The organism is Komarekiella delphini-convector SJRDD-AB1, assembly GCF_014831675.1.
GTDB lineage: Bacteria > Cyanobacteriota > Cyanobacteriia > Cyanobacteriales > Nostocaceae > Komarekiella.
The window spans coordinates 22,294-41,823 of sequence record NZ_VJXY01000055.1; the positions used below are offsets into that span (position 1 = coordinate 22,294).

The following is a 19,530-nucleotide window of genomic DNA, read 5'->3' on the forward strand; positions in this document are numbered from 1 at the left end:
TTTGGACTACTGACTCTTGACTTTAGACTATTGACTATCATTTAAACCTTCAAAGGCTGGACAGTAACCTTCAAGAGTTACCTTGAAGTTATACAATGGGGAAGCAGGGTTCCAACACCGCTGTCCTCTTTGGTGTCGGCAAGTACCGCAGCAGTCTACTTCAGACCATGTAAAGCGATCGCTACTTTGGTTGAGCAATTCTCGTTGGGATAATCCCCGCAATACTAGTTCTTCCCCCTGCCAACGGGCTTCAATTAAACCAGTATCAGCAAACTGTTGCCAGCGCGAATCAGTTGCAATTGCTTCGGGTAAAGTAATTGTGATTACTGTTCCCAATTCAGTTAGTTCGCCTTCATAATTAGTCTCTGGTGCTGCTGGTTGTAAAAATGTATCGCCAATAAGCAGTTCGACTAAAGTACCAGCAGCAGGAGAATGTACGTGGTAACGGTTTTGCAACTCCTCTAAGCTGGTGAGGTCTGCCAAGTAAGCAGGGGAACCATGGACAAATATGACATGCTGGGGTCGCAAATTATGAATTAGCTGGGTAGTACCAGGGCCATCACTATGTTGAGCCAACAGATAGGTTTCAATAGTTGTGGGTGCTAAATACTGTTTGTTAACTTTTATATCAATTTTTTCTGGTAGAAGAATTAGCCAAGGCCCAGTATCAGGTTGGCAGTGCTGACTCAAATCAGCAGTAGAGTCAGTGAGAACAATACAGGGAGAATTGCCCACAGTGGCACGATGTTCTGGCTGTAACCGACGTACGCGAGGACGTACCCGTTCATCCCAAAATAATGGTTGATGGCGAGCGAAATTCTGTACTGACGCAGGTAAGTGAGGTAGCAGTTCCAGATACGCATCGCATCCAGTGGCGACAGCACCATCTACCCAGATATCTAAATCACGTCCTGTGAAGTGGTGATGAGAGCGCAAGAGCATCAGCAGTTCTTGACCCAATCCTAAAGCAGGTGTGGGAAGTAGTACAGAACAATGGTCGGCGATAGCTCTATTAATTCGCTCTGCTAGTTGATTTTCTTGGTTGCGGCGGTGAGGATGACGGGATGTGCCATAACTACCTTCAATGATCAGCACATCCAAGTCTAATCCCCGTAGTTCTTCTAAACGCAAACCTTCTACCAGCCTAGAGTTTGATAAGAAAAAGTCTCCTGTATACAGTAGTCTGTAAGAGCGTTGCTGGGTAGTGTAGGTGAGCATAATCGCTACTGCTCCGGGAAGATGCCCTGCGGGAAATAATTCTGCCACCAGACCATCTTGAAATTCCACAGGCGATCGCAAAGGCAACGCTTGACAAAATTGGGAAATGTCCGTATGAGCTTGGTCTTGCCAATTTAACGGCAATAATTTGCTAGTTACCTCGCTAGCATAGATGGGTAACAGTGGAAAAGCTTTATGCAGGGCTAGTAAACCTCTAGCATGATCTGGGTGGGCATGACTAATCAATACTAAATCTGCTGGTAGGGGCGAACTACCCCGACGTTCCGACTTACTCAGTCCCCTTGCCAGCGATGAAATATCTCCCAAACCACAGTCTAACAAGATGCGGTGTGGGCCCATCTTGATCAATAAACATATACCCTCATCGTTATGCTGGACGCTATAAGGCAAACATTCTAATTCACTACCTACTTCTCCAGCATCAACGCGAGAGGATGCCGACAGATTATCCCTCATGCTCTCCTCCCCTCAAACCTCATCATCATGAACATGTCCCAAAAGCCAAAAACTACACGGATTTTGGTTTTGTGATCTAGGTTAAGTTTCGTAGTGCGTACCTAGATCTAGATCTTGAAAATGCGAATTTTTGATTGGGGAGGACGCCTCCACCGAACCCGCACTGGTTCGGAAAAGTTAATTAAGGAATATCTCTCAAACTATTTGCTCAGGTACTTCGCCCCTTGCCTGTTTTCCTTTTTAAAGTTCTGAGCGTAAAGAGTTAACCCACTCTTACGTAAAGTATCTGCCGAAGTTCTGATATCTGACGATAAGTCTTTCCGGCACTCTTCCTTTAGGGACGCTTCTGGAGCAAGAGGCTCTGCCAACGCCTAGCTTGTTTCTTTCTAGGGGTACGAAAACCCCTTGGGAGAACGTAGTCGTCTAGGTTGGGCTTAACCCTCCCCGAAGTTCAGAGCGGTTACTGAACTTGTGTTTAGTGTTGGCGATGACTCCGCCAACACCAAACAGAGTTCTCGAAGCTGCCGCTCCAACTTCTCTTTGCAACGCAGCCTCACTACCTTCCGGGCGTCTACGTCTGCCTCTAGCAAGCTCTTAGATTTTTATCAATGTGCAGAGCCATTACCGTGATAGTTGTCTGAATCATAAAATCCATTTTTTGTGCCAAAAAACAGGCACGAAATCGTAAATATAACTGTTAATCCAGCTAATATCAGTTTTACATCCATTTGTTTGCTGCCCTTTACTCAAGACTTTCCTATATTAATTTAGTGCTTCTGTGACATGGCAGAATCACTAGGAAATCTTTACTATGCTTATGTTGATTGGACAATAGGTAAATTTACCACAATCAGTCAGATTGTAGAACCTTTCGGTTAACCTGTCTATCCATGCAGATAATACTTACTTGGCGATCAGTTATTAGGAATTAAAGTTGGGAAGTCTTACCCAGTTAACAATTCCCAACTCATCAGCCTAATTGGATTCATAATTTTTACTTAAATTTTTGTACTTATTTATTATTAATTTAAATAAAATTTGGTTTTGAGGGCGATCGCTATCTTGATTACGCTATTACGCAAATAAACTTATATATCTTAGTAATTTATAGTACACAATATCCTAAAAAATACTTGCGACATCTTAGTTAACAACTACATACAGTTTTTCTTTATGCTCACCATACTTTTCTGTGGTAGCAAGTGGAAAAAAGTAACCAATAATTCTTGAAATAAGGATTATGTACATCTCACCATCAAAGAACTGAGATTTGCAAGCTGCTTTCAATGAAATGCTGGTTGCATTAAGCGTCGATTTTTAAGCCAAAAATCTTCTTCGTTAATGAGAATACTTTGACCCACCATTAAACCTATTGACTTATTAAATAAATTTGGCTTCCTATAGCGTTCTTGATAGGTTTGCAAAATGTGTTTCGCATGATTTGCATGAGTGACAAGATAATTTGATTTAATCTTCTGCCTACTTTTGTGAATGTGTAGAATTTATATACTTAGTATATTTTGTTTTATTAACCCACACTTTACTGAAAAAATTTTATGTACTAAATATTTGCATACATAAATCTTATGTGCTGTTTTTTAGTGTACAAAACATCTAAGCATCTAAACATTTAGATGCTTAGATGTTTTGGTTTAACAGTTAAATGTCCAGATGTTTAGATATGCTGTAAAATCTTGGAATTATTTGCGTTTAAATCGAAAATGATTATTACTGTAGCGGCTTTCAAGGGAGGTGTTGGTAAGTCTACAACAGCTTTACACCTAGCTACATACCTTCAGAATAAAGCTGACACACTGCTAGTAGACGGCGATCTCAACCGCAGTGCTTTGGATTGGTCTAACCGAGGTTGCTTACCATTCAAAGTTACTGATGAAAAGCAAGGGGTACGTTTGGCGAGACTTTATGAGCATATCGTAATTGATACGCCAGCCCGACCCGATCCAGATGAACTAAAAACTATTGCAGAGGGATGTGATTTGCTGGTAATACCTACAACTCCTGATGCGATCGCTTTAGCTGCAACACTGCAAATGGTTGACGCACTCAAAGAACTAAAGACAAACTATCAAATTTTGCTGACTCTCATCCCGCCAAATCCAAATAAGGCAGGAGAAGAAGCTAGAACATCTCTGGAACAAGCAGGACTACCTATATTCAAGTCGGGAATTCGACGGCTGGCTGTGTTCCAACGAGCCGCTTTAGAAGGTGTTCCAGTCAATGCTGTCAAAGACCCTTATGCTCAAATTGCGTGGCGATGTTATGCCGAAGCTGGAAAGGAGATATTACTTTGAACAATAAGAAAAAAACTAGCCGTTTTGATCACCTGATTGATGCTGCTCGTAGTCGTAAACAAAGAAGAGAAATCCGAGGAGTGGCTGAAGACCATCAGAACTCCAAAGACAAGCCACACTTAACCGACGATCAGCTCACTTCTCAAAGCAAAAGCACCAGTCCCGACTATACTCGTACAACTATATATCTGCCCAAACAACTGCATCGACAACTTAAGGCAACAGCTGCTTCCCAAGAGCGGCAGATGAGCGATATCCTAACAGAGTTGGTTGAGCAGTGGTTGTTATCTAAAAGTCAAGGTCAAGACGGACAGTAGTGAACCGATGTAACACGAAGTTGGTATCAAAAGAGTTAAGAGACTTGCGTGTTAAAAAACAATTTCCTCACCTTTTTGAGTGAAGCGAACTTCTTTAATATTCCATTGGGCATTACTTGTTAAAGTTTTGCGGAGACTGCCAAACAGAGCAAACTGTTCACAACTAGAAAGAGAGGTTAGTTGCCGCTTTGACTCAGGAGATATTCTTAAATCAACTGTAGCAATGCCATTTTTAACATTGACACGATATCCAGACAAACTAAAGTCGCTTGTATCTCGTTTCGCTATAATTCTACCCACTGCATTTGTCACAGGTTCTTCAGCCGATACTGAAACCTTCTCTGGAACCAGTGCTTGACATTGAACATCACTTGTGTATAATGTAACGTTGGTAGTTTTGCTAGCGGCAGCTTGAGAAGTTGAAGAAGGTGTATTCCTCAAAAGTTCTTTATTAGGAGATTTATCTCTCAACTGAGCTACGCTTGGAGTTGGAGAAGTCGCGCTGTTTGGTGTTGTAATCGGCGCTGGTGATGATGTAAAGTTTGGTGTTGTAATAGGCGCTGGTGTTTCACTGTCAATGCTACGAACAGTAGAGTTAGAATTACAACTGCTGAGGTTGGCTGCGATCGCTACAACAATAAAGGGTAAAAGATATTTTTTGCTGGTGTTAATAATTTGGCTCATAGTCTTTTACTGCTAGGTTTTTTATCAACTTCAGTGTTGCTGGTATCAATTCCGTATAAATTTGCGAATTTTGAGTATATGAAGCTTCTATCCTAAAACCTGCTTGCGAAGCTTTACTTTTTTACTTTATATTGGCTATTTTCAAAACTAACTCAACCATAGACTAAAAATCTGTGGCTACATTGAGATAGCTTGATAAACCAAACTATAAAATCAATAATCTCTCATAGTCCAGGCAGACTTTGGTTATGTAGCAAGCTTTATGTCATCAAACTAAAAAGTAATCAGAAATACTTATGCCTAGCAACAAATCTAGCACACATGATCCCCGTAAAGGCGAATGGGATGGTACACCAATTGAGCAATGGGAGCCATCTAAGTGGAAGCAATGGAAATCTAAACACTCTGCATCAGACGAAGGAGCCAAGATAGAGCGTGAGTATCTCAGGATAAAACACGCTGTTCAGCAAGCTAACTTTGCTTTAAGTCTAGATAGAGTGAAGATTAAACTGAAGCTAACTAGTGATAAATCTATTGGTTTACAAGGGACTTTTCCATGTAAACCTGGTGATATTGGAAAAAATAGTAGTCCCAATAGGCAATATACCATTTCATTTGGTTTTGTTGCTAATGATGCTGGAGTAAAAACTGCTGTAATTAAAGCGCGCGAATTAGATTTATCGCTAATGACAAAGCAATTTCAGTGGACGCCATATTTGCTAGGTAAGCAAGCACAGAAAATAGAGTTACTAGATGAGGAAAAACCCGCTAGACTCATCAGAGAATTAATTGAGGAATATGAAAAGGAATTTTGGAAAACTCATGAGAATAACAGGCAAGGAATATGTACTTGGGAAAGTCATTACATGAGGCATCTTAAAAAACTCCCTCAAGATGTTCCCATGTCTTTAGATGCACTAGAGGAAGCACTAAAAAAGACTAAGCCTAATACATCGGCTAGGTTCTTTTTGGCATGGCAACTAAAAAAGTTTTGTAAATTCTGCGGTGTTAATGGATTTAAAACAATAAATACATATGCAACTCCTAAGCCTAATCCTACTATTCGGAAAGTTCCGTTAGATGAGGAAATTCTTCAAGGATTTCTCAAAATAGGTATGCCATTATCAGCCTATGCTAGTAAGGATAACATGACACAACCAGAACAATGGCAATGGGCGTATGGTATGTTAGCAACTTATGGATTAAGACCACATGAATTATTCGCTGTAGATGTAGAAGCGTTCCTAAAAACAGCAAATACTTTTCATTTAGTAACTCTGAATCCTAGCCTTACAGAGGGTACTAAGACTGGTGAGCGCAGTTGTGGCATTCCCCCATTACATCCCCATTGGGTAGAATTGTTTGATTTAAAGAATATTAGATTTCCTTATAATCAAGGAAAACTTAGTAATAAGACTGCAAAAATTCATATAAAATTTAGAACCTCTGGTATAGGGTTTAGTCCTTATGATTTACGTCATGCTTATGCAATCCGTGGACATCGTTTGAGAGTCCCCATCAAGACAATGGCAGATTACATGGGGCATACGGTACAAGAGCATACCAAGACTTATCAAAGATGGATGAATGAGGATGCTAATTTAGAAATTTATCAAGAAGTAGTTATTCATAGGCAAGGTATAACGAAGGAAGCCCTAAAATCGATAATTAGTGAGTTAGAAGCTGAAAATAATGCACTCAAGGCTGAAAATGCAACCCTCAAAGGGTTGTTAATTCAGCACCAATTAGGTGAATTGCTGAGTTAAGTTGCAGAGTATCATTGCAAATATAGCAGTTTTCAGTTGAGTGACGTACACAGAAGTTGTAATTAACCACAGATAAACATTGATAAATTTGTACCCCAATCGGCTAGTAAATGCTATATCAAGTTATTCCCAAACAATTTGCAAATCTAAAATAAAACCTTGTAATATATCCTCTCCTGATAACTCTGTAGGAGATTCTATAACTTCTACTGATTTGCCTTGGCGATAGATTTCAACTTGTCGTACTTTACGGTTAATTAACCAGCCAAGTTTTACTTGATTATCTATATATTCTTGCATTTTAGCTTGGGTTTCTTGCAAGCTATCGGTCGGTGACATTAACTCTAAAACAAAGTCTGGAGCAATGGGAGGAAACTTTTCTTTTTGTTCGGGCGTGAGTGTATCCCATCTATCTTTTTGTATCCAAGCAACATCAGGGGAGCGTTTGCACCGTTAGGTAGTTTAAAACAGGTGGAAGAATCAAAGCAGACGCCTAATTTTGTTTTGCGGTTCCATATACCAAATTCGACAGCAATTTCAAAATTGCGATTTCCTGTTTGTCCTCCTGTGGGTGGCATGATGATTATTGCTCCGTTGGCGTTCTGCTCAAATTTTATATCTGGATTCTTTCGACACAGTCGATAAAATTGGTCATCGGTTAGTTAAAAAATTGAGTTGAAGTTGACTGTAATGGCTGTCATGGCGATTATATTGGGGATGACATCGACCTATATACTTATAATTTTAAGCTAATATATATGAATAAATTCAGATCATACTTAATGTTATATATACAAAAAATACAGATAGAAAACAGTTACAGTAATTTATTATAAAACCTAAAATTTATTCTAGCTTCATGTCAAAATTGAAATTTATTGAAGTTAGTTACTAGGTAGGTTAACTTGAGAAGCGAGGAAGGTTATGTTACTTGAACTCAACCAACTAATTGTACCTGCTGGTCATCAGTTGCTAATTAAAAATATATCCTGGTCAGGATATAAACATATTTTGGCAGATTTGGGAGAAAATCGCAGTTCTCGGATATCTTACAGTCAAGGGGTGCTGGAAATAATGGCTCCATTACCAGAGCATGAAGTAAGTAAAAAAATCATTGGAAATTTGGTAGAAATTCTCCTAGAAGAACTCGATATTGAATTTTGGAGTTTGGGGTCTACAACTTTTGATAAAGAAAAAATGGATGCTGGAGTAGAACCTGATGATTGTTTCTACATCCAAAACGAAGCTGCTGTTCGAGGTAAGGACATAATTGATTTAACAATTGATCCACCTCCAGATTTAGCAATTGAAATTGATATTACCTCTCGCACTCGCTTTAATAATTATGAAGTATTGGGAGTCCCTGAATTGTGGCGGTGGAATGGAACTAAGCTAGAAATCAACGTTTTAACTAATGGTAAATATGTAAAATCTGTTACTAGTTCTATTTTTCCCGATTTACTCGTTGCTCAAACTGTTCCTGAATACTTAATACGGAGTAAAATTGATGGTAGGAATGAGGCGATGAAAGCATTTCGTGTTTGGGTGAGAGAGCAAATATGATTTCATAACGCAGAGGCGCAGAGATTAAAAATATACTCAGCAATCTCAGTTAATGGGTGTGATAAGGCTTTAGATATTGCTTGATTGAGGTGAGTGCTATGATTGTACGCATTGCCTATCTTATCTGACTGGCAGCGATCGCTTCAGCTTGCTGTTCGGCATGGCTAAACAAGCGTCCCACTACTTGCAAAAAGTGAGTCATTTCTTGCTCTAATTTTTGAGCGCTAACCTTAACTGCATCTCCTACCCCTTTGCTACCAGTAGGTTCTCTCAAAGTTTCGTCTCTCCAATCCCTGCCGATGCTAATCTCACCTTTTGCACCTTCAGGAATCGATATTTGAGGAGTTTCATCGGTAACAATCCAAATGGTATCTGAAGGTGTTTCTGACATAATGCCTTAAGTGTTTAGCTAAAATTTTCCCATAAATATATATACAACGGTATAAATTATGATTTCGTTTTCCACATAAGCGAACTACAGCTAGTTAAGCCTAACTAATTAAGTAACTTGTTCTTTATGTGTGAACCTGAGTATGGCGTTAAGGTCTTCCTCTTCTTTGAAGACGTGGTAAAGTTCCCAATTCTGTTGAAGGTTTAACCAAAACTCAGCACTATTTCCAAAAAATTTTGCTAACCGCAAAGCAGTACTTGGTATCACTCCACGCTTTCTATTTACTAGTTCATTGATTCGCTGATAGGGAACATGAATTGCTTAAGCAAGTTCAGCTTGTGATATCCCAAAAGGTTCTAAAAAATCCTTGAGTAAAATTTCCCCAGGATGAGTGGGAGGACGATATTTGGGCACTCTCATTGCAGCATACCTCAATCATGATAATCGACTATTTCAATCTCACAAGCTCCTTCTGTTGCCCACACAAAGCATATTCAATATTGAGTATTAATCTGAATACTATGCTGCCCTTTTCTCTCTGCTTTTAAGGCTTCTAACCTATTGCCCGGTAGGACTTTCATATCATCTAAAGAAATTGCTGCGTTTAGTTGATCTAGTTTTCTTTGGGCGACATTCCAAAGGTTAATGGGGCAAGTTTTTCGAGCGTCTTTTGAATCGTTCCCATCAAAAATATCTTCAGTGCCCTTGTCTTTGAATGACACTATCATAACTAACATAATAGCACGGACGTTATGCTATTTTAGTAAAGCAATTACCATATAAAATATCTAATGTCAATACTAAAACTGATAAAAGCTCAAAAAAACAAACCTCAAAAGTAAGAAAAAAGTAAGAAACGGGTTTTTTAGAAAAAGCTGAAAACTAGACAGGAAAAGAAAAATCAATGGTACGACCGCGCAAGCTCTTTGCTCAGCATTGGCTCAAAAGTGAAAAGGCTCTGGACGCAATTATTAAAGCAGCAGAATGTACAGAAGGCGATCGCGTCCTAGAAATAGGGCCCGGAACCGGCATTCTGACTCGCCGTTTACTACCCTTGGTACAATCTCTAGTCGCAGTTGAAATAGATTACAACTTGTGCAAACTCTTAGCTAAACAACTGGGTAAAACTGAAAATTTTCTACTACTACAAGGGGACTTTCTCACTCTAGATTTACCATCCCATTTGGCAGCATTTCCCAATTTCCAAAAGCCAAACAAAGTAGTAGCTAACATTCCCTACAACATCACAGGCCCAATCATCGAGAAACTACTGGGTACGATCGCTAACCCCAACCCTGAACCATTTGACTCGATAGTGTTGTTAGTACAAAAAGAAGTAGCAGAAAGGTTGTATGCTAAACCAGGATCAAAAGCCTTTGGGGCGTTAAGTGTGCGGGTGCAGTATTTGGCTAAGTGCGAGTTAATTTGTACAGTTCCAGCAGCAGCATTCCACCCACCGCCAAAAGTAGATTCAGCAGTCGTGCGATTGTATCCTCAAAAAATAGAAATACCAGCGCTTGACCCAAGACGATTAGAAAATTTGGTAAAGTTGGGATTCGGCGCAAAGCGGAAAATGTTACGAAATAATTTGCAATCAGTTGTAGAACGCGATCGCCTGACCCACTTACTGGAACAATTAGAAATAAATCCCCAAGTTCGTGCCGAAGACCTCAGCGTTAACCAATGGGTAACACTGGCTAATTTACTCACCCCTGAGTAGTTACAACTCAGCACTTAGCACTCAGCACTCAAAATGCGTTCCTACTCCCTAATTGCCCCTGCCAAAATCAACTTGTATTTGGAAATCATCGGCGATCGCCCTGATGGCTATCATGAGTTAGCGATGATACTCCAAAGTATCAGCCTTGCCGATCAAATAGATGTGCGTTCCATAAGCGTTGATACCATTCGCGTTCACTGCAAACATCCACAAGTACCTACAGACAAAAGTAATTTAGCATACCGAGCAGCAGAACTAATGACGACGCAATTTCCCGAAGCTTTTAGTAAATATGGAGGTGTAGAAATCACTATAAAGAAGCATATTCCCGTAGCTGCTGGATTAGCTGGTGGTTCTACAAATGCCGCAGCTGTTTTGGTGGGGATAGATTTACTATGGAAATTGGGACTAACTCAGTCAGAATTAGAGGAGTTGGGAGCTACACTCGGTTCAGATGTGCCGTTTTGTATAGCGGGTGGAACAGCGATCGCTACAAGTAGAGGTGAGCAACTTTCTGCCCTGCCAAGTTTAGATCATATATATATAGTATTGGCGAAATACCGCAGCCTAGAAGTTTCCACCGCTTGGGCATACAAAACCTATAGAGAACAGTTTGGCAATTCTTATATTAGAGATACCGAGAGTTTGACAGCACGTGCTAGTGCAGTCCATTCAGGAGAAATAGTTAAAGCTATCCTGGATAAAGACTCAACAAAAATTGCTCAAAAAATGCACAATGATTTAGAGCGCGTAGTGTTACCCGCCTATCCCCAAGTCTTGCAACTGCGAGAAGTATTTGCAACTCAAGAAGGTGTTTTGGGAACAATGATGTCTGGTTCTGGCCCAACAGTATTCGCTCTAGTAGAATCTGAACAACAAGCACAAGCAGTTAAGCTACATTTGCAGGAAGCCATTTCTGACGAAAATTTAGAATTATTTGTGACCCGCATGACTACACATGGAATTCATGTAGCATCGTCAGTTTAGAGAAAGCTTTATCCTTAATGAAAAATGGGACAAGAATTATCCCTAATAACTCAATCTAAAATCTGAAATACTATGAGTGATCCAAATGTAATTCAACAAACAGAAGCTCAAGTAAAAGTTACAGCGAGTCCTTTACGCTGTATAACAGGAGCGGTGATTTCTGGAGGAATGAGTTTTGCAGTGTATTCATTGATGATTGCGATCGCCACAAATTTTGCTACCAAACCCATTCATTCAGTAAATCCATTAGTGGTAAAAATTTCCTCTGCTGTTCGTACTCTGGTTGTCGGCGTTTTTGCTTTAGGAACTGGGGTCTTTGGTATAGTAGCTGTTGGTTTGTTGGCTTTAGGAGTGCAATTATTAGTGCAGCAGTTGACCAAGCGTAAAGGTAATCAAAACTAAGCTGTTACACATTTAAATTGCATATAGACTCATATAATCTTTAACCCTTTCTGGGTAACGCTGCTTTGTAGTTTGCTTTCCCGTAGGGTACGCCAAGCGCTAGCTGACCTTTTGCCCAGATCAAATTCCGAGTTGAAAATGCAAAACTTAAGTAGTATTGTCCCAACTCCTAACACCTTTATTCTGCTGTAATACAAGTTGGGGAGCCTAACTTATGTAGTAGCTCCCCATGAAAAAAATGAAAAAATGTGTAATTTGAGCGCAAAATAGCCTAGTAATTTACTTTTGATGAGCAACTTAAAGGCACGAGATTTCCCACCTGACCATGAGTTTTTATGAGTTGCAGCTTTACGTTTCTGGTAGCTTGAAGAAGTTGATGTTGTTTTCTCCAGACCTTAGGAGATTGTCCATTATTATATTGACGAAACTGGCGAGAGAAATGACACGCATTTTGATAGCCCAGTGTAGTGGCGATCTGCTCAATTGTCTGGTTAGTATCTTTAAGTAAAGGACGTGCTGCTGCTATTCGGCGCTTGACAATCCAAACATTCACAGGTTCTCCTGTTAGTTCTTTGACTCGGTTAGTCAAGTAAGCAGATGAATAACCAACTGCCTTAGCTACATCAGACAAAGTAATTCCTTGGCTGTATTTATCCTCAATAAAATCGAAAACTGCTTGTAGTTGAGGAACCAACGGAAAGATTGACTCAGAATCTACCGATAAAGGTAGTGGTTCAGAGGTTGGATAAGAGTTGGTAGCGTACCAGTGCCTAAGTAAAGCTTGCTTTTCTAATCGCACAGCGATCGCTCTGAGCAAATCCTCAATAGTAGAAGGTTTAGTAAGATAATCGTCTGCCCCCAACTCCATGCCTTTACGAACAGCAGCCTGAGTGTTGCTACCAGTGAGAAAAATAAAGGGAATAATCGCTGTAACAGGATCTTGACGGAGCGTAGTCAGAACACTATAACCATCCATATCTGGCATCAGAACATCGCAAATCACCAAGTCGGGTAGATGTTTTTGAGCTTGCTGTATACCAGCAATACCGTTTTCAGCACTTATTGTGTAAAAACCTTGAGCCTCAAGAACATCTAAGAAGAGATTGCGGGTATCGGTATCATCTTCAATTACTAGGATTGTTTTCGATTCGTGCATCATTCTTCCATCACTAGGATTTTTGGCAGGGAATAATTACCAAACTCTGTGCCGAATACTCTTTACAAGACCTGTAAATGTTGAGTTGAAGATATTTATTAACTAACAACTCATAACTCAGTGAGCTTTTGTTTTACTAAAACTCGTCACAATTCAGAATTTTCATCACTCCTTGTTAATGCATTAAATCTATAAGTATTAGTAAACTGATCATCACAGCTTCCTAAAAGCTTGGTCTCAATTATTGGTTTGACAAAAACAAATCAGGAAAAAGCGAAAAAAATTAGGATTATTAACTTTGATTTTACCAATAAAATAGCAAGATATTGCACTTTGGTAATATAAAAAAATATTGGCAAACAATTCAGCACTAATAAGTACAGTTATAATAGTTGCAAGTAAATACTCAAATATTAAACTGACTCCTAGGGTTTATAACCACTTTTTACATCTGTATTCTAGAAAATCACCAAATTACTACTAAATTTAAAAAATTCGTCAACATAAAAAAATAGATCAAGATTATGACTTCAATCAAAAGTTAAGATACTGAAAAACTCATTGATTTTTTAACTTGTAACTAAAATAAAGAGTTAATACCTATTGATTTTACTCTTGATTAGTCTATGATAGTTTGCCTAATTAACTTTAAACTGGCAAGTATTAAGTGACTTGTAATCTTGAGTCACATTTAACTGTATGATTTTTCGGCATATCCATTAATTCAACTTCTAAAAGTTTTATTCCAAAACATAACAGACAAGCTGAAACCAGTTACTAACTTTGATTATAGTTACTCAACCTGTATTTTTTTTACAATCAAGAGAATGAACATCGGTTAAACTTGAATCCACATTAAGATAATTTTGTCAATTCTAATTAAGCTATATCTGCTCTAAAATAAGCAAATTTTTACTTGTAATTGCTCATAAATTAACTTCTCTTAAGTTGCTCATTCAGGGATTTAACTACATAATAATATGTCTAGTCATCCGTCATAAGGAATACATTTTTTATTAATGAATTAAGTATGTACATTTTGGGATCTCTCAAAAGTAGTAGTAAATACTAAAAATACATGTATAGGAAAACACATAATAATAATTACTATAAAGACCGCCTAATTACTCCAAACAATTCTCCACACTGCTATGATTGCGATCAGACTTTGAGGAAAAATTGGTTTTTGAGCTTTGGTTCAGTATTTTCAATCTATCTGTTTGTTATTTTTACTATTTAAAAGACGCAGATATATTGTATTATATAATACTTGTTTATGATCGCACTACTTAAAGTCGGAAAAATTTATAAATAACAACTATCATTAGATATAAACTTATTAGGTTGCCTAATTAGATATTGGAGCCATAAAAAAATTAAAAGAAATGGATGAGTTAATTAACAAATTATTCATTGTAAATACTTTGGATTCTTTATGTTATGTGATACCCCAACTTGTACTTTATTGTTAATGTAACCCTTAAATCATATCTACTTATATATTCTCAAAGGCTTGTTTAGAGGACAGCACAACTGCTGAAAAAACTATGAGGAAAGTTTCATCAACATTTAGATGTTGATGGTAGCCAAGCACCTTTCATTAAGTCAAAGTTAATCTCTACTAAAAAACAAATAAAGACCTAAAGAATAGACATATCTATCAAAAAAATGTTCATATATCTATTGCTGAAATTAAGTAAGCTTAACGAAGAAGCAGCTTCTGCAATACGGTTTATTTATAAGAGTGGGTTTAACTAGATATTTATTAGGCTAGTTAAACCCACCTCTCCTTAAAATATCAATTGGAAATAACTCTTAATTTTATCGGATGTAAAAGTATATGCTTGTCTAGGCAGTGTCATTTGTTTTTTAACCTGTGCTATGGTACCAAAATTTTCTTTTTCATATAGTTAAACTGGCTTGAGCATCAAACATTTGCATTATATTAATTCAAAATATTCTGATAAAAGTTATTATGTTTTGTGATTTACATTACTACCTAATATTCAGCAGAAATTTATATATTTTGCTCCCTTACAGAAATAAAATGACTAGGTAAATTCGGTAAATAAAGGAGAAATTCTGTCAGACATAGATTAGTTTTAATTTACACAAAAAGGTGCATACTATGACTCAAAACATTACTGATTACCAAACACAAATGGGTAGAAAAATCAATAATGAACAGATTGAGCAAATTATTAACGCAATTCTTGCGGGAAAATATTCCTGGGCATGTGTTTTAATCCTGCGTTTTGTTGGCTATAACCCGATAGAATACATACCTTACCGCACTTATTATCGGTTGCTCAAAAACAACTGCCTAGTTACAAGCTCAAAGCCAAATCAAACTGATAGTGAGACGGTAGAAGCGTTTGATCTCAAATCAACTTGGCTTCAACTCTGAAAAATACAAACGTGATGTTATGCCAAGTTGGGAAAGATAACATATTGAACTCCCTATTCACAGCAGCTTATGACTTACTTCGCTACTACCCCTAATAGCCGTTTGCAACCTCCTATCAAAGAGATAGTATGGCAGAAAAAGCATGAAGTCGCACAGATCCAGCAAGAGATGACTTGGGCTTCTTTTCCACGCCAGGTGAGTGCTGCTCCAACCGTGCGAGATTTCTTCACTGCTTTACAACAAAGTCCTTACCGACCGTGCATCATTGCAGAGGTGAAAAAAGCGTCTTTAACTCAAGGAATTATCAGATCAGATTTTGACCCAGTGGCGATCGCTAGAGCCTATCAGCGTGGTGGCGCAACTTGTATTTCTGTCATTACAGACCAGGAATTTTTTCAAGGCAGTTTTGAGAATTTGCGTGCTATCCGCTATCGAGTATCACTGCCTCTATTATGCAAAGACTTCATTTTAGACCCTTGCCAAATTTATTTAGCACGTGCAGCAGGCGCAGATGCAGTGCTGTTGATCGCAGCAATTCTTTCAGATAAAGAACTCCAACACTTGTTGGGAGTAATTCACTATTTGGGAATGAATGCTTTAGTAGAAGTACATACCTTAGCTGAGCTGGATCGAGTCTTAAAGCTTGATGACGTACGTTTAGTAGGAATTAACAACCGGAGTCTAGAAGATTTTAGCATCGACATCAATACCACTCAGCAACTACTAGCAGCTAGGCGATCGCAACTTCAAAGTTTGGGCATTATGGTCGTTAGTGAATCAGGGCTATATACACCTGCTGATTTATCTTTTGTCGTTGAGGCTGGTACACAAGCAGTTGTAATGGGAGAATCTTTAGTTGAAGAGGACGATTTAGAGCACGCTGTGCGTAGTTTGCTCAGACTTGATTCTCCAGCTTACAACGACTCCTTCAAAAAAGGAGCAAAAGGAAGATAACCTGGTAAACAGGAGATTTAGTTTCTTCTCTTAAATCATGGCAACTATCTCAATACTAGTTTCCTTTTAATAAAAATTTACTTCCATCAATCAGGATTGATAAAGTAATTGTGAAATTTCAATAACCACAAATACAACTCTAGGATTTTGACCAAAAATAATATTGTGAGACATAATCAAAGTAATTATGCTTTATTTATTTGTGCAAAAATCTTAACAATTAATGTCTAAAGGATTTAATAGTAAATATTGCTACTTCGGCAATTACAGCCTTTTTTATTTATTCCTGGTCATTCTGGCATCACTGCTTCCAATATCGCTCACCATACCAATAGTGACTGAAGAAAGAAAGCTTTATATTTGGCTTTTAAGTAGATTTTACAGCCAATTAAACTCAACAATTCTTTTCTAAATGATAAATTTGCTGTAGTGCACCAATTTTTGTAACTTTCATCTCAACTCTAAGAAGATAAAGCTACTTCGTAACAACTATACCGTGGTCAATTAATAATTGAGCTCAGCAAATTTTCAATGAATATCTTTTTTGGTAACTCAAACCCTAGTCTCAAAATATATATAGCCAAAACTCTATTAATTATGTCTAAGCAATTAATTCTAAATACTTGATTTGTTTCAGGCAATTTGCAAGCATCAGAATTAGGGTTAGACGAAACATAGTCTAATCTTACTTGTGATGTAAAAATACTTACTTTAGAACAAAGGACTTAGCCCAATGACTAATGTAAAAATTTCAGAACTACAATCTGCTGGTTATGATCTGTTTCGTGATTCGGAAAGCTTTCTTAATGAACTAGCCACTCAAGAAATGCAAACTATCGAGGGAGGTAAATATTTTGGAAGCTACGGTAACAGCCATAGTGGAGGCTACAAATATAGCGGAGGTAGCAGCCATAGTGGAAGCTATAACTATAGTGGAGGTAGCAGCCATAGTGGAAGCTATAACTATAGTGGAGGCAGCAGCCATAACTGGAGCTATTTCACATTTTAGAATTGTCAGTAGTCATTAAATGACACATAAAAGCTAATAGCTTATATTAATTTTCTATAAACTTGTACTGAAAAGTTAAAAATCAATCTTTCAGTAAGGCAAAGAGTTTTACATTGTATTTTGATTAAATATTAAGTACATTGTTGTAGATATTGATATTAGTTAAAAAGTCAATCGGGAGAGTAATTTGCTCTTCCGTTTTTATGTATATTATATTTTTATAATTTTATTAACATTTTCTTGAAGTTTTTAATTGTAATTATGTGTTAATTGAAACAACTTGTTTAAGATTTTTATGAACAAGTATTATATACTTTTTTATTGACAGATACTTTGTCTAATTGCGCCTGTACAGCATATGGACAATTTTTATAAATAAAATAAAACACTCATATACAAAAATATCCCCAGTATAAATCAAGGGGATAAGTATTAAGATTTATTGTAATTAAATAGTACAAATTTCGCACTATTTAGTTATATAAAGGTAATATTCTACTTTTTTGTAGATAACGTTCTCCTTTTTCTCTACTTTTTTTACTTACTATATCCACTGAATTAAGTAGGTTTGCTCAAAATTTTTGGTTTTGAGTTGAGTAATCCTTGTGTATGCCTGCTGCCTGACAAACAATCTCCATAGAGCCAGCATCAGCAGTCCCAGGCTTTGGAAAAATCTCTCGCTCGGTGTTATTATCACTAGTTAGTCGTCCAGTTGATGTATAAAGAGAAACTCTTTTTGAAAACAATTTACCTTCATTACAGGAAGCATAAAGAGTTGTTTTTACTGTTTTATCACCATGCTTATATAAGAGGATATACTCGGTTCCTTTGATAGATGACAAATCTAGAGTAATTGGATTCCCATGACTATCTGTGCCCACTTCAATATAAATATAGTTATTAGTTGTCTGAGCGATCGCTGTACCACTAACTGATAATGCAATCACTGCTAATACACTACTAAATCTCTTCAAAAACATAAGTAATAAAGATGTAAACTCTATATCCTTTTTATACTTATTGTTATAAGCTTGAGCGCAGTGAAACCACTGTAAGTCAAACTTTGGGAGATACACGAAGATTATATTTACTTATACCTGTTCTTGCTAACTACATATCTCTAGTTCTGAAAGCTTGTCCAGTATAGCTATAAAGGATGATTTAGCATATACTATGTTATGGGAGCGCTTACCAAAGCACTCTTAAAAGCTATATATCCTGATACTTTAACTAGTAAAAATTAGATATAAATACGTAGTTTGATTTAGTTAAAAATAATTGAAAATACTGTAAATATATTGATCAATCTAACTTTTTTGTCGTCATCGGTTCCTGACACATTTTCAGTAATAACTATATTTTCCTAAAAGCTGTTCGTACCACTTATAATTTTTAGCTAAACTCATCAAAAGTTATCCCTTAGCGTAGTTTTGCGGGTATCGACGAGTTGAGCAGGAAAATCGGCAATTGTTTGAACATAAAGATTAGTGAGAGTAGCAATACCACTCAAACGCATAACTAAATTGAGAGCAAGGCGTTCGCCACTCAGCAAAGCATCAAGGGAACCTTCAATTTTCGCGACGAGCTGTCCGGGTTCACACCTTGCACCCTCGGTGGTAAGTGCCACAAAGCTAATTTTTTGATTTAAAAGCTGAAAAACTCTAGCTGCAACAGGTAAGCCAGCAATCAGCCCAGGTGCTTTTGCGATCCACCTCGCTGTTGCTGAAGTTGCATCTGGGGCTAACAGACCACTAGTAGTGCGATCGCCGCGGCCAAGATCTTCCAAAAGCCAGTCACGCAAGAGTGGGTCTAACACAAGCCTTGGCGGCAAAACAGCAAAATTGGTCAAAACTTTGTAGCTTCCTAATGGATATTGAGAAATAATATAGGCTAAAAAGCTGGCGGTGTATTGATTACAGACGATGGCAAAAGTATTTTTCCAAAATAGATGGAAAAACAGTTGACAAACTTATGTAGGCTCGTTATATTGGATAAGTGCCTGAGAGAGGGCGCTGGAAAGCGCAGTTCGCAAAGGCAACTGAACCATGAAAAGATTATAGTTTGAAAGCCATGATAGAGCAAGTGGCATGCGTCAATTAAAATAATTAACTAAGCTGAAGTTAAAAAAGAGCAGCTATTGAGCGAAAAAGCAAACCCTTCAAAACGG

The 19,530-nt window shown here is 37.7% G+C and carries 18 protein-coding genes and 2 pseudogenes; 10 read left to right on the plus strand and 10 right to left on the minus strand.

Annotated features, from left to right (window positions below; translation table 11 throughout):
• Nucleotides 1-27: 27 nt before the first annotated feature.
• Nucleotides 28-1,695, minus strand: coding sequence for an MBL fold metallo-hydrolase (locus tag FNW02_RS31235; RefSeq protein WP_191761331.1), 1,668 nt, complete (start codon nt 1,693-1,695; stop codon nt 28-30).
• Between the two features lie 1,721 nt (nt 1,696-3,416).
• Here FNW02_RS31235 and FNW02_RS31240 point away from each other — a divergent pair.
• Together FNW02_RS31240 and FNW02_RS31245 are read left to right on the plus strand one after the other, a co-directional pair.
• Nucleotides 3,417-4,007: a ParA family protein gene (locus FNW02_RS31240; RefSeq protein ID WP_191761332.1), complete on the plus strand. Its 591-nt coding sequence runs from the start codon at nt 3,417-3,419 to the stop codon at nt 4,005-4,007.
• Nucleotides 4,004-4,324, plus strand: coding sequence for a CopG family transcriptional regulator (locus tag FNW02_RS31245; RefSeq protein ID WP_191761333.1), 321 nt, complete (start codon nt 4,004-4,006; stop codon nt 4,322-4,324). Before FNW02_RS31240 ends, FNW02_RS31245 begins: the two co-directional genes overlap by 4 nt.
• Before the next feature lie 51 nt (nt 4,325-4,375).
• On the opposite strand, the gene FNW02_RS31250 is transcribed toward FNW02_RS31245, so the two are convergent.
• Nucleotides 4,376-5,008, minus strand: coding sequence for a superantigen-like protein SSL4 (locus FNW02_RS31250; RefSeq protein WP_191761334.1), 633 nt, complete (start codon nt 5,006-5,008; stop codon nt 4,376-4,378).
• Nucleotides 5,009-5,304: 296 nt separating this feature from the next.
• On the opposite strand from FNW02_RS31250, the gene FNW02_RS31255 reads away from it, so the two are divergent.
• Nucleotides 5,305-6,774, plus strand: a complete 1,470-nt coding sequence (locus FNW02_RS31255) for a site-specific integrase (protein ID WP_191761335.1) — start codon at nt 5,305-5,307, stop codon at nt 6,772-6,774.
• Between the two features lie 123 nt (nt 6,775-6,897).
• On the opposite strand, the pseudogene FNW02_RS31260 reads toward FNW02_RS31255, so the two are convergent.
• A pseudogene (locus FNW02_RS31260) lies at nt 6,898-7,475 on the minus strand (Uma2 family endonuclease).
• A gap of 223 nt (nt 7,476-7,698) precedes the next feature.
• Here FNW02_RS31260 and FNW02_RS31265 point away from each other — a divergent pair.
• Complete coding sequence (locus FNW02_RS31265; protein ID WP_191761336.1) at nt 7,699-8,337, plus strand: Uma2 family endonuclease; 639 nt, start codon at nt 7,699-7,701, stop codon at nt 8,335-8,337.
• A 115-nt stretch (nt 8,338-8,452) separates the two neighbouring features.
• Here FNW02_RS31265 and FNW02_RS31270 read toward each other — a convergent pair whose 3' ends face one another.
• The 4 genes from FNW02_RS31270 to FNW02_RS31280 form a co-directional block, all read right to left on the minus strand.
• Nucleotides 8,453-8,728 (minus strand): Pepco domain-containing protein, encoded by a 276-nt coding sequence (locus tag FNW02_RS31270; RefSeq protein ID WP_225226029.1) that lies wholly within the window; start codon nt 8,726-8,728, stop codon nt 8,453-8,455.
• A gap of 108 nt (nt 8,729-8,836) precedes the next feature.
• On the minus strand, nt 8,837-9,046 hold the full coding sequence (locus FNW02_RS31275) for a HigA family addiction module antitoxin (protein ID WP_348535476.1): 210 nt from the start codon (nt 9,044-9,046) through the stop codon (nt 8,837-8,839).
• 3 nt (nt 9,047-9,049) lie between these two features.
• Nucleotides 9,050-9,148, minus strand: a complete 99-nt coding sequence (locus FNW02_RS40255; RefSeq protein WP_431356830.1) for a helix-turn-helix transcriptional regulator — start codon at nt 9,146-9,148, stop codon at nt 9,050-9,052.
• Between the two features lie 74 nt (nt 9,149-9,222).
• Nucleotides 9,223-9,450, minus strand: a complete 228-nt coding sequence (locus tag FNW02_RS31280) for a type II toxin-antitoxin system RelE/ParE family toxin (RefSeq protein ID WP_348535472.1) — start codon at nt 9,448-9,450, stop codon at nt 9,223-9,225.
• Nucleotides 9,451-9,632: 182 nt separating this feature from the next.
• On the opposite strand from FNW02_RS31280, the gene rsmA reads away from it, so the two are divergent.
• The 3 genes from rsmA to FNW02_RS31295 all read left to right on the plus strand — a co-directional run bounded on the left by rsmA (nt 9,633) and on the right by FNW02_RS31295 (nt 11,837).
• On the plus strand, nt 9,633-10,448 hold the full coding sequence (rsmA, locus tag FNW02_RS31285; RefSeq protein WP_191761337.1) for a 16S rRNA (adenine(1518)-N(6)/adenine(1519)-N(6))-dimethyltransferase RsmA: 816 nt from the start codon (nt 9,633-9,635) through the stop codon (nt 10,446-10,448).
• A 33-nt stretch (nt 10,449-10,481) separates the two neighbouring features.
• Nucleotides 10,482-11,435, plus strand: a complete 954-nt coding sequence (ispE, locus tag FNW02_RS31290; protein ID WP_191761338.1) for a 4-(cytidine 5'-diphospho)-2-C-methyl-D-erythritol kinase — start codon at nt 10,482-10,484, stop codon at nt 11,433-11,435.
• A 72-nt stretch (nt 11,436-11,507) separates the two neighbouring features.
• Nucleotides 11,508-11,837 (plus strand): DUF3082 domain-containing protein, encoded by a 330-nt coding sequence (locus FNW02_RS31295; RefSeq protein ID WP_191761339.1) that lies wholly within the window; start codon nt 11,508-11,510, stop codon nt 11,835-11,837.
• A 271-nt stretch (nt 11,838-12,108) separates the two neighbouring features.
• Here the strand turns inward: FNW02_RS31295 and FNW02_RS31300 are convergent, their stop codons facing one another.
• Nucleotides 12,109-12,996, minus strand: a complete 888-nt coding sequence (locus FNW02_RS31300) for a response regulator (protein ID WP_191761340.1) — start codon at nt 12,994-12,996, stop codon at nt 12,109-12,111.
• A gap of 2,125 nt (nt 12,997-15,121) precedes the next feature.
• On the opposite strand from FNW02_RS31300, the gene FNW02_RS31305 reads away from it, so the two are divergent.
• The 3 genes from FNW02_RS31305 (at nt 15,122) to FNW02_RS31315 (ending at nt 17,363) form a co-directional block, all read left to right on the plus strand.
• Nucleotides 15,122-15,400 carry a HetP family heterocyst commitment protein gene (locus tag FNW02_RS31305; RefSeq protein WP_191761341.1) on the plus strand — a complete coding sequence of 93 codons (279 nt, stop codon included), beginning with the start codon at nt 15,122-15,124 and terminating at the stop codon, nt 15,398-15,400.
• Nucleotides 15,401-15,469: 69 nt separating this feature from the next.
• Nucleotides 15,470-16,354, plus strand: a complete 885-nt coding sequence (gene trpC, locus FNW02_RS31310) for an indole-3-glycerol phosphate synthase TrpC (protein WP_191761342.1) — start codon at nt 15,470-15,472, stop codon at nt 16,352-16,354.
• Between the two features lie 733 nt (nt 16,355-17,087).
• Nucleotides 17,088-17,363 (plus strand): hypothetical protein, encoded by a 276-nt coding sequence (locus FNW02_RS31315; protein ID WP_191761348.1) that lies wholly within the window; start codon nt 17,088-17,090, stop codon nt 17,361-17,363.
• Between the two features lie 572 nt (nt 17,364-17,935).
• Here the strand turns inward: FNW02_RS31315 and FNW02_RS31320 are convergent.
• On the minus strand, nt 17,936-18,310 hold the full coding sequence (locus FNW02_RS31320; RefSeq protein WP_348535473.1) for a hypothetical protein: 375 nt from the start codon (nt 18,308-18,310) through the stop codon (nt 17,936-17,938).
• Nucleotides 18,311-18,786: 476 nt separating this feature from the next.
• A pseudogene (locus FNW02_RS31325) lies at nt 18,787-19,212 on the minus strand (beta/alpha barrel domain-containing protein); the annotation flags it as partial.
• Between the last annotated feature and the right edge of the window lie 318 nt (nt 19,213-19,530).

What these genes read in the sequence shown, in the direction of transcription:
- FNW02_RS31235 (WP_191761331.1), bottom strand. Translation starts at nt 1,695, where the DNA reads ATGAGGGATAATCTGTCGGCATCCTCTCGCGTTGATGCTGGAGAAGTA.
- FNW02_RS31240 (WP_191761332.1), top strand. Translation starts at nt 3,417, where the DNA reads ATGATTATTACTGTAGCGGCTTTCAAGGGAGGTGTTGGTAAGTCTACA.
- FNW02_RS31250 (WP_191761334.1), bottom strand. Translation starts at nt 5,008, where the DNA reads ATGAGCCAAATTATTAACACCAGCAAAAAATATCTTTTACCCTTTATT.
- FNW02_RS31255 (WP_191761335.1), top strand. Translation starts at nt 5,305, where the DNA reads ATGCCTAGCAACAAATCTAGCACACATGATCCCCGTAAAGGCGAATGG.
- FNW02_RS31265 (WP_191761336.1), top strand. Translation starts at nt 7,699, where the DNA reads ATGTTACTTGAACTCAACCAACTAATTGTACCTGCTGGTCATCAGTTG.
- FNW02_RS31270 (WP_225226029.1), bottom strand. Translation starts at nt 8,728, where the DNA reads ATGTCAGAAACACCTTCAGATACCATTTGGATTGTTACCGATGAAACT.
- FNW02_RS40255 (WP_431356830.1), bottom strand. Translation starts at nt 9,148, where the DNA reads ATGAGAGTGCCCAAATATCGTCCTCCCACTCATCCTGGGGAAATTTTA.
- rsmA (WP_191761337.1), top strand. Translation starts at nt 9,633, where the DNA reads ATGGTACGACCGCGCAAGCTCTTTGCTCAGCATTGGCTCAAAAGTGAA.
- ispE (WP_191761338.1), top strand. Translation starts at nt 10,482, where the DNA reads ATGCGTTCCTACTCCCTAATTGCCCCTGCCAAAATCAACTTGTATTTG.
- FNW02_RS31295 (WP_191761339.1), top strand. Translation starts at nt 11,508, where the DNA reads ATGAGTGATCCAAATGTAATTCAACAAACAGAAGCTCAAGTAAAAGTT.
- FNW02_RS31300 (WP_191761340.1), bottom strand. Translation starts at nt 12,996, where the DNA reads ATGATGCACGAATCGAAAACAATCCTAGTAATTGAAGATGATACCGAT.
- FNW02_RS31305 (WP_191761341.1), top strand. Translation starts at nt 15,122, where the DNA reads ATGACTCAAAACATTACTGATTACCAAACACAAATGGGTAGAAAAATC.
- trpC (WP_191761342.1), top strand. Translation starts at nt 15,470, where the DNA reads ATGACTTACTTCGCTACTACCCCTAATAGCCGTTTGCAACCTCCTATC.
- FNW02_RS31315 (WP_191761348.1), top strand. Translation starts at nt 17,088, where the DNA reads ATGACTAATGTAAAAATTTCAGAACTACAATCTGCTGGTTATGATCTG.